Origin of the sequence: Streptococcus sp. (assembly GCF_032481935.1) — a bacterium.
Classification (GTDB): Bacteria; Bacillota; Bacilli; order Lactobacillales; family Streptococcaceae; genus Streptococcus.
This window is the reverse complement of the sequence record NZ_JAWERU010000055.1, coordinates 1-9272: the sequence shown is the minus strand read 5'-3', so window position 1 is coordinate 9272 and position 9272 is coordinate 1. Positions and strand designations below refer to the sequence as shown.

Here is a 9272-nt window from a genome sequence, read left to right as displayed (position 1 = left end):
TGATGAGTCCAACGATAAAACTTGCAAGATTTGTATTCATATTTCCTTCTTTCGAATAAAACTCAGCCAGCAATGCCAACTGAGTTTTTCTGTTTATTTCTTAGACTTCCAAGATTTCTTTTTCTTTGTTGGCAGTCATTTCGTCGATGTGTTTAACAGCATCGTCTGTTGCTTTTTGAATATCTTTTTCAAGAGTCTTCAATTCGTCTTCAGTGATTTCTTTTGCTTTTTCTTGTTTCTTAGCTTCGTCCATAGCATCACGACGAATATTACGGATAGCAACTTTAGCATTTTCACCGACTTTTTTCACTTCTTTAGCAAGGTCGCGACGAGTTTCTTCTGTAAGAGCTGGGATTACCAAGCGAATAACAGAACCATCGTTAGCTGGTGTAATACCTAAGTCTGAAGCATTCAAAGCACGTTCGATATCTTTCAAAGATGATTTGTCAAATGGTGTTACTAACAAGACACGCGCTTCTGGGATTGTGATAGAAGCAATTTGGTTAAGTGGTGTTTCAACACCATAGTACTCAACGTGGATGCGGTCAAGCAAGCTAGCATTAGCACGGCCAGCACGAATACTTCCAAACTCACGAGCAAGTGAGTGGTGAGATTGGGTCATTCTCTCTTTTGCTTTTTCTACGATTGCGTTTGCCATAATGATTTCTTATTCCTTTTCTTCGATATTATTTGAAACTGTAGTTCCGATATTTTCACCAAATACAACACGTTTAATATTTCCTGGTTGGTTCATGTTGAAAACTACCAAGTCAATATCATTGTCCATTGAAAGTGTTGAAGCTGTTGAGTCCATGATACGGAGACCTTTATTGATCACGTCACGGTGAGTCAACTCTTCAAATTTAACAGCAGTTTTATCTTTCTTAGGATCGGCATTGTAGACGCCGTCGACACCATTCTTAGCCATCAAGATAGCATCCGCTTCAATCTCAGCTGCACGAAGGGCTGCTGTTGTATCTGTTGAGAAGTATGGTGAACCAATTCCCGCACCAAAGATAACAATGCGTCCTTTTTCAAGATGACGAAGGGCACGACCACGAACGTAAGGTTCTGCTACTTGTTGCATAGCAATGGCTGTTTGAACACGTGTATCCACACCAACTTGTTGCAATGAATCTGCCATCACAAGAGCATTCATAACGGTTCCAAGCATTCCTGTATAGTCTGCTTGAACACGATCCATTCCAGCTTCTGCAGCAGGTTCTCCACGCCAGAGATTTCCTCCTCCGATTACGAGAGCAATCTCAATTCCTAAGTTATGTACTTCTTGAATTTCTTGAGCCATTGCTTGAACAGTTTTGATATCAATTCCGACACCACGTTCGCCAGCAAGTGCCTCACCTGATAACTTAATCAAAATACGTTTATATTTGGGTTCCACCTGACTTCGCTCCTTTATTTTATTCAAACTATTTTATCACATTTTTTGAGAATTTTATAGTCTCATGAGTTATTCTTTTGAAAATTTTAAACGGATAAAAAGTTTTCCAAATCAGCCAAGGCACGCTCTGCAATTTTTTCATAACGAGCCTTCTTATCACGAATGCGGTCGCCTTCCAATTCCTTGATAATTCCGAAATTGACGTTCATTGGTTGGAAGTGTTTGCTGTCCGCATGGGTGATGTAATGAGCTAGACTTCCAATTGCCGTTGTCTCTGGGAAAATAGCTTCACTTTCACCCTTGAAAAGACGAGCTGCGTTAATACCAGCTACTAGACCTGATGCTGCTGACTCAACATAGCCTTCCACACCCGTCATCTGACCAGCAAAGAATAGATTTGGCTGTTTCTTAGAACGATAGGTCTGCTCAAGAAGATTTGGTGAATCCATATAAGAATTACGGTGCATAACACCATAGCGAACAAATTCAGCATTTTCAAGACCTGGAATCATTTGGAAGACACGCTTCTGCTCTCCCCATTTAAGGTGAGTTTGGAAACCAACGATGTTATAAAGACTACCTGCAGCATTGTCCTGACGAAGCTGAACGACCGCATAAGGAGTTTTAAAGTCTCCATCACGAGGACCTGTGTAATCGTCTGGATACTCCAAACCAACTGGTTTCATAGGACCATAGAGCATGGTTTTGATGCCTCGTTTGGCCATGACTTCGATTGGCATACAGCCTTCGAAGTATTTTTCTTTTTCGAAAGAATTCAACGGAGCTTCTTCTGCATTGACCAAGGCTTCATGGAAATCCATAAACTCTTGTTTGGTCATAGGAGCATTGAGATAGGCTGCTTCTCCCTTATCATAACGAGATTTGAGATAAACCTTGTTCATATCAATCGTATTAACATCCACAATAGGCGCTGCAGCATCGTAGAAATAAAAACCATCACCGCCATTAAGTGCGTGAATTTTCTCAGCAAGGGCATCACTAGTCAAAGGACCAGTCGCTACAACTGTAATAGCATCCGTTGGCAATTCTGTAATTTCGTCACGAACGACCTCAATCAAGGGATGATTGGCAATCTTTTCAGTAACCATTTGCGAGAAACCATCGCGGTCAACCGCAAGGGCACCACCTGCAGGAACACGGGTTGCTTCAGCAGATTCCAAGATAAGAGAACCTAGGCGACGCATTTCTTCTTTGAGGAGGCCGACAGCATTTGTAAGAGCATCCCCACGCAAGGAATTCGAACAAACTAACTCGGCAAAATTGTCAGTTTTATGCTGAGGTGTTGACTTGACACCACGCATTTCATAAAGTTTAACTGGAATACCACGCTCCGCGATTTGGTAGGCTGCTTCAGAACCTGCCAATCCCGCACCGATAACATTGATATAAGATTGAGACACGACACTAATACCTCTTTGGGAGTGAGAAGATAAAATTCACATTGAAAAAGTCCACAGACTTACTTCACTTTCGAATTTCTTGGCTCAGGCTGAAAAAGTCCCCCGGACTTTTTCACTCCCACAAATCTTTCTATTTTTTTCTTCTTCTAGTATAACAAAAAAAGGGAAGAAGGCAAACTTCCCTGTCTAGTTGTTTTCCTGATGTTCTTCCCATTCGTGGTAGGCAGCATAGAGCTGGCTTTTGTTCCATTGGTAAATCTTCGCAACTTCCTTAATGGCTTGATTTTTCTTCATGCCTTGCTGAATGCGGTCCTGTATCTCAGAAAATAAATCCTCTTCATCCTTATCTTCTACTTCTTGACTAGCACCTTCTACAATGATAAGGCATTCGCCTTTGAGCGGTGTTTCAGCGATGCTTTCCAGTAATTCTGAAATTTTTCCACGTTGGTATTCTTCAAAGATTTTAGTCAATTCTCTAACCAAGACCACCGAGCGATCACCGTAGACTTCTAGCATATTTTCTAGCGTATCTGCCACACGGCGAGGAGATTCATAGAAAATCTGAGTTTCTGGATAAGCTTTTTTCGCTTCGAAAAATTGCTTTTGTTGGCCCGATTTTCGTGGTAAGAAACCATAAAAAATGTGAGGTTGGGGTGCCAAGCCACTAGCAATCAAGGCAGAAATTCCTGCACTGGCTCCTGGAACCGTGACAACTGCGATATCTTCTTCAATGGCAGCCTTGACCAAATCATGACCCGGGTCAGAAATACTAGGCATCCCCGCATCAGATACTTGGGCAAGATTTTGACCTTGTTTCAACAAACCAATCAAATCAGGAATTTTTTCCTTGGCGTTATGTTCGTGAAAACTAATTTGCTTGGTTGAGATCTCAAAATGCTTGAGCAAAAGTCCAGTATTACGAGTATCTTCTGCCGCGATCCAGTCGACCTCTTTCAAGGTATGAATGGCGCGAAAAGTCATATCATCTAGATTACCAATTGGCGTTGCGACTAGATAAAGCTTACCATAGGGAGTATGTCCCTTAAAACTCTTTTGAATCTGCATACTTACTCCCTAAATAACAATTCATCACAAAACATGCATTCCGCATCTTGCTCTCGACGTTGACCATAAAAGTCACGGCAAACATGAAAACCGTCCTCATAAATGCGACGGACATTTTCCCTTACATGTTTCGTTTTGGCTGGAGCTGTCTCCTCAACCTCTCCCAAACGTTCTCTCAGTTTATCATTTTCTAAACGAAGAGCTGTATTTTCCTCTACCAGACTCTTGAGATTTTTTTTGATGGCTTCGACGTCTGCCAAGGTTACCAACAATTGCTGTGAAAAGTCATCTAAAGCATCAAATAATTCTTTTTTATTCATTACAGCCCTTTCTATAATCTATCTTCACTTTAATTTTTTTGTAAAACCAGGTATTCCAAAGCGTTTTGAAAGCTAACATTGGCCCGCCACATTTTACGAGTTTGGACGAGATTTTGCAAAATATTCCGAGCTGAAACATTGAGAATCTCTTGACCAGCTAGTACCTCTAAAATTCTGAGCACTTGATCTTGCTTTTCTTTATCATCAGCCAAACTCGTTAGTTTCGCAACCTGCAAATAGGATTCTTTTTTATGGGCTAAAAGCCAAGAAAAGAGGCGTTCACTTTCATCTACTAGTGTCCAAAATCCTGCTTGATGCACTAGCTTATCAGCCTCTGCCTGTGATTGACTAAACTGAGCCAATAGCTTAGCTTTATTTTTTACTAAACCAGCCTCTTCAAGCTGTGACATTAAAGTAGAGACTTGCTTCTTAAATTGGAAAATCTGTGTTCGACTTCGAATCGTTGGTAACATCTGTTCTTCATCATCGGTCAAAAAGAAAATATAAATCTCACTTTGTGGCTCTTCAATAACCTTCAAGAGTGAATTTGCAGCATTCACATGCATTTTTTCAGCTTGCTCGATAATAAAGACCTGACGTTGATTTTCAATACCAGACTGGGAAAATTGACCAACTAATTCTCGAATACGTTCCGTCTTAATAACTTGATTCAGAGGTTTAATTATGGTCACATCAGGAAACTCTTCCTGCTCAATCAATTTACAATTCCGACATTTTTCACAAGGAAAAATACCAGTTTTCTCACTACAAAAGAGACTTTTAGACAAAAAAAGGGCCATCTCTAAACTTCCAAAATTACCTGAAAAGAGATAGGCGTGATTAAGCTGCCCTTGCTCTAAGATATGGACAAAACGTTCAAATTGTAGAGGTTGACAAGCTCTTAATTGCTCTTGCTTCATCTCCGTAGTCCCATCCTATCAAAAAGTAGTTGCTGCGTGTTCTCAATCACTTGATCAAGTGGTAGACTAGCATCAATTTTTACAATGCGGTCTGCTTCCTTTTCCAAAAGAGATAGATAACCCTGACGAACTTTTCGGTGTAGATCCAGACCTTCCATGTCCAAACGATTGACTTCCCGATTACTGTTGGCAGCAATACGTGCCAGTCCCTCTTCGACCTCAATATCAAAATAAAGAGTCAAATCAGGTTTCAGTCCATCAGTCGCAAATTCATTAAGCCAATCAATGGCATCGATATCTAAACCACGCCCAAAGCCCTGATAAGCAACAGAACTATCGATAAAGCGATCCATGATAACCAGTTTTCCAGCTGCAAGTGCTGGTAAGACCTTTTCCACCAAGTGTTGTCGACGACTAGCAATATAGAGGAGAAGCTCAGTCTTAGGATCCATTTCAGTGTGACTAGGATCTAGGATAACTTCGCGAATTTTTTCTCCAATTAAGACCCCACCTGGTTCACGGGTTGTTAAAACTTCCACTCCCCTATCTTCTAATATAGGGATTAGGGCTTCAAGAACGCTTGTTTTTCCTGCTCCCTCTGGTCCCTCAAGAGAGACTAAAAATCCTTTTGACATGTCTGACTCATTTCTATTTTTCTCTCTTCTATTCTATCAAAAAAATAGGGATTTGTGAAAAGCTTTTTTCATTTCCTTCTTTGTAAGAAAAAAAGAGGTTGAGTTTTAACGCTCACCTCTTATTTGCCTAATTCTTGAGTTTTTTTGTAGGCTTGATTGACAGCATCCATAACGGTTCCTCTAAAAGCATGTTCTTCTAGACTTGCTACACCAGCAATGGTCGAACCTCCAGGGCTGCAAACTTGGTCTTTTAAGACTCCAGGATGTTGCTGACTTTCTAGTACCATTTGACCTGCACCAACTACTGTTTGAGCCGCCATTTTCAATGCCGTTTCTCTTGGCAATCCTGTTTGAACTCCTGCATCTGCCAAAGCTTCGATAAATAGATAGACAAAGGCTGGTCCACAGCCTGCAAGTCCTGTTGCTGCATCTATTAAACCATCGCTTAATTCAACTAACTGGCCAGCCTTGGCTAACAGTTGACAAAATAGTTCATTGTCTTCTGGATGACAATTTGCAGACAAGGCATAACTAATCACTCCTTGCCCAATAGCAACAGGGGTATTAGGCATAATACGAATAATCCTATGGTGACTTGGAAGAAGACTAGCGAGTTTTTCCAAGGTTAAACCAGCTGCCATGGAAATCAAAAGAAGACTTTCTCGTTTCTCAAGGATTGACTGATATTGAGTAAGCAGTTCTGAGAATTGAGCTGGCTTTACTCCTAGAAAAATCACATCTGCTTCTGCAAAGATTTCGTCATTACTAGAAGCCAGACCACCATAATTGGCAATAAAAGCATCCACCTTAGCTTGACTACGATTAGCAAGGAGAATCTGATGACTCGTTTTTGCCTGCAAGACAGTCTTAGCCAAACTGGAACCCATATTCCCCAAGCCGATAAATCCAATCTTCATATCTTTACTCCCTTATCTGTCCATCACCAGTAACCACATATTTGTAGCTAGTCAATTCCTTCAAGCCCATTGGACCACGCGCATGTAATTTCTGAGTAGAAATCCCCATTTCACAACCCAGACCAAATTGGCCACCATCAGTGAAACGAGTCGAAGCATTGACATAAACCGCTGCCGAGTCTACTTGATCTGTAAAGTAAGCTATAGCATCAGCATTTTCAGTCACAATCGCATCTGAATGATGGGTGCTATGAGCTTCGATATGCTCTACAGCTTCCTCAAGACTAGAAACTACTTTAACAGCTAGGACATAGTCTAAAAACTCAGTGTCAAAATCTTGTGGCTCCGCTGCTATCCCAGAAATAAATTGACTAGCTTTCTCATCTAGACGCAATTGAATCGGTTCAAAACCAACTTCTTTTCGATCGGTAACTAGAACTTGCTCCAAACGAGGAAGGAAGCTTGCCGCCTTGTCTTCATGAACAAGCAGCACTTCCATGGCATTGCAGACTGAAGGACGACTAGTTTTAGCGTTATTGATAATAGACAGTGCCTTGTCTTCATCCGCATCTTTGTCAACGTAGACATGAACAATCCCTGTACCTGTTTCGATAACTGGCACAATAGCATTCTCAACGACAGCATTGATTAACCCGGCACCTCCGCGAGGAATAAGCAGATCTAAATAACCCTTAGCCTTCATCATGGCATAACTACTTTCACGGCTAGTATCTTCTACTAATTGAATGACATCTGGATGAATAGTCGTTGTCTCCAAGCCCTTCTTCAAGGCTGTAACAATAGCATGAGCTGTTTGGTAGGCATCCTTACCGCTCCGAAGAACAACCGCATTTCCACTCTTGAGAGCAAGGGCAGCTGCATCAGATGTCACATTTGGACGACTTTCATAGATAATGCCAATAACCCCCATAGCCACACGCTTCTTAGTAATGACCAAACCATTTTCAAGCTGACTTGTTTCTAGGACTTCACCGATTGGATCTGGTAAAGCAACCACATCACGAATGCCTGTTGCCATCGCTTGGATACGACCTGCATCCAAATAAAGACGATCGAGCATAACATCTGAGATTTTACCCTTGGCCGCTTCCATATCGAGGGCATTGGCCGCTAAAATCTCTTCAGTAGCCGTCAATAAGTGATCGGCCATAGCTAGCAAAGCTTGGTTTTTTACTGTTTCACTAGCAGTATTGATGGTTTTTTTAACTGCCTGTACCAGTTCAAATTGTTCTTGTGTACTTACCATAGTTTACCTCTAAAATTCTGTAAAGAGTAGTTGGATTTCAGGAGTGATAGAAATCCAGTCATCACGATGAATCAGGACTCCCTTGGCTTTTTGAGAACGAAGGACATCTTTGAGCCCCGACGCACCTAGTTGCACTCTACCTTTTCCGAGTGATTTTCCAGTTTCCTTATCAAATACTGTTACAATATCACCATAAGAAAAATTGCTCTCAACATCTACAACCCCTGATAAAAGGAGACTCTTTCCATGTTGAGAGAGGGCTTCTGCCGCCCCTTTATCAACCCAAATTGCTCCCTGACTTTTGGCATAAAAGGCTAGCCATTGTTTCTGGGTACGAAGTCCCTTTTCCTGTGCAACAAAGAAAGAACCATCAAGAGTTTCTTCAGCTGCTTCAATTAAAGCATCGACTTTCAAGGATGAACAGATATATACGGGAACACCTGACTCTGTCGCAATGGTAGCAGCTTTTATTTTCGTCAACATACCACCTGTTCCATTTGAAGATCCAGCACCACCAGCCATATCTATAATTTCTCGATTGATGGTCTCAATTCTCTCCAGACGATTAGCTCTTGGATCCGAGTTAGGATTACCAGTATAAAGACCGTCTACATCTGTTAAGAGGACCAAAAGATCTGCCTGCACCATTGCAGCTACCTGAGCACTGAGCGTATCATTATCTCCGACCTTGAGCTCATCTATAACGACACTGTCATTTTCATTGATAATAGGAATCGCGCCACGATTGAGAAGGACAGATAAAGCTTGATGGGCATTTTTATAACGTCGCTTATCGACAAAATCATCCTGGGTCAGCAAGATTTGCGCTGAAACAATCTGTCTTAAGAGCAAATTTGTTGTATATTCTTCCAGAAGCAATCCTTGACCAACCGCTGCTGAAGCTTGCTTATCCGCAATCTTGGTCGGTCGTTTTTTAAATCCTAAGGCTCCGAAACCTGCTGCAACAGCCCCAGAAGACACCAAAATCAGCTCATGACCTGCTTCATGCAGCATTGCAAGCTGTTGCGTGATAGCTTTTACTTTACTGCGAGATAAACTTCCATCTTTATGTGTCAGCGATGAAGTTCCCACTTTAAATACGATACGCTTGTACTTCATATTTTTCTCCAAATTTAATATTTAACCATTTTACCATGATTTTATGAAATTGTAAAAAAGGAACTCTCTCACTTTTGATCGCAAAAAAAGAACCTTGCATAGCAAGATTCTTTTAGTGTCTGACTTAAATAATTGTTCTTCTGGGAACTAAATCGAATTAAGCTTCGATTTCTGTAACCATACCTGAACCAACAGTACGTCCACCC

Annotated in this window: 10 protein-coding genes; all 10 read right to left on the bottom strand. The window is 41.3% G+C overall.

Annotation, left to right across the window (positions count from 1 at the left end; translation table 11 throughout):
- Nucleotides 1-100: 100 nt before the first annotated feature.
- The 10 genes from frr to proB all read right to left on the bottom strand — a co-directional run bounded on the left by frr (nucleotide 101) and on the right by proB (nucleotide 9066).
- On the bottom strand, nucleotides 101-658 hold the full coding sequence (gene frr, locus E7C97_RS08515) for a ribosome recycling factor (protein WP_001262232.1): 558 nt from the start codon (nucleotides 656-658) through the stop codon (nucleotides 101-103).
- Nucleotides 659-667: 9 nt separating this feature from the next.
- Nucleotides 668-1402, bottom strand: a complete 735-nt coding sequence (pyrH, locus tag E7C97_RS08510) for a UMP kinase (protein ID WP_000433488.1) — start codon at nucleotides 1400-1402, stop codon at nucleotides 668-670.
- Nucleotides 1403-1488: 86 nt separating this feature from the next.
- Entirely contained in the window at nucleotides 1489-2823 is a 1335-nt protein-coding gene (trmFO, locus tag E7C97_RS08505) for a methylenetetrahydrofolate--tRNA-(uracil(54)-C(5))-methyltransferase (FADH(2)-oxidizing) TrmFO (RefSeq protein WP_316108893.1), read from the bottom strand.
- Between the two features lie 186 nt (nucleotides 2824-3009).
- Nucleotides 3010-3888, bottom strand: coding sequence for a 16S rRNA (cytidine(1402)-2'-O)-methyltransferase (gene rsmI, locus E7C97_RS08500; RefSeq protein ID WP_316108892.1), 879 nt, complete (start codon nucleotides 3886-3888; stop codon nucleotides 3010-3012).
- 2 nt (nucleotides 3889-3890) lie between these two features.
- Nucleotides 3891-4208, bottom strand: coding sequence for a DNA replication initiation control protein YabA (gene yabA, locus E7C97_RS08495; RefSeq protein ID WP_001034369.1), 318 nt, complete (start codon nucleotides 4206-4208; stop codon nucleotides 3891-3893).
- Nucleotides 4209-4237: 29 nt separating this feature from the next.
- Nucleotides 4238-5128 carry a DNA polymerase III subunit delta' gene (locus tag E7C97_RS08490; RefSeq protein WP_316108891.1) on the bottom strand — a complete coding sequence of 297 codons (891 nt, stop codon included), beginning with the start codon at nucleotides 5126-5128 and terminating at the stop codon, nucleotides 4238-4240.
- Nucleotides 5125-5763 (bottom strand): dTMP kinase, encoded by a 639-nt coding sequence (tmk, locus tag E7C97_RS08485; protein WP_316108890.1) that lies wholly within the window; start codon nucleotides 5761-5763, stop codon nucleotides 5125-5127. Before tmk ends, E7C97_RS08490 begins: the two co-directional genes overlap by 4 nt.
- A 119-nt stretch (nucleotides 5764-5882) precedes the next feature.
- Entirely contained in the window at nucleotides 5883-6680 is a 798-nt protein-coding gene (gene proC / locus E7C97_RS08480) for a pyrroline-5-carboxylate reductase (RefSeq protein ID WP_316108889.1), read from the bottom strand.
- A 4-nt stretch (nucleotides 6681-6684) separates the two neighbouring features.
- Nucleotides 6685-7947 (bottom strand): glutamate-5-semialdehyde dehydrogenase, encoded by a 1263-nt coding sequence (locus E7C97_RS08475; RefSeq protein WP_316108888.1) that lies wholly within the window; start codon nucleotides 7945-7947, stop codon nucleotides 6685-6687.
- 9 nt (nucleotides 7948-7956) lie between these two features.
- Nucleotides 7957-9066 (bottom strand): glutamate 5-kinase, encoded by a 1110-nt coding sequence (gene proB, locus E7C97_RS08470; RefSeq protein WP_316108886.1) that lies wholly within the window; start codon nucleotides 9064-9066, stop codon nucleotides 7957-7959.
- Nucleotides 9067-9272: the final 206 nt, after the last annotated feature.

What these genes read in the sequence shown, in the direction of transcription:
- frr (WP_001262232.1), bottom strand. Translation starts at nt 658, where the DNA reads ATGGCAAACGCAATCGTAGAAAAAGCAAAAGAGAGAATGACCCAATCT.
- rsmI (WP_316108892.1), bottom strand. Translation starts at nt 3,888, where the DNA reads ATGCAGATTCAAAAGAGTTTTAAGGGACATACTCCCTATGGTAAGCTT.
- yabA (WP_001034369.1), bottom strand. Translation starts at nt 4,208, where the DNA reads ATGAATAAAAAAGAATTATTTGATGCTTTAGATGACTTTTCACAGCAA.
- E7C97_RS08490 (WP_316108891.1), bottom strand. Translation starts at nt 5,128, where the DNA reads ATGAAGCAAGAGCAATTAAGAGCTTGTCAACCTCTACAATTTGAACGT.
- tmk (WP_316108890.1), bottom strand. Translation starts at nt 5,763, where the DNA reads ATGTCAAAAGGATTTTTAGTCTCTCTTGAGGGACCAGAGGGAGCAGGA.
- proC (WP_316108889.1), bottom strand. Translation starts at nt 6,680, where the DNA reads ATGAAGATTGGATTTATCGGCTTGGGGAATATGGGTTCCAGTTTGGCT.
- E7C97_RS08475 (WP_316108888.1), bottom strand. Translation starts at nt 7,947, where the DNA reads ATGGTAAGTACACAAGAACAATTTGAACTGGTACAGGCAGTTAAAAAA.
- proB (WP_316108886.1), bottom strand. Translation starts at nt 9,066, where the DNA reads ATGAAGTACAAGCGTATCGTATTTAAAGTGGGAACTTCATCGCTGACA.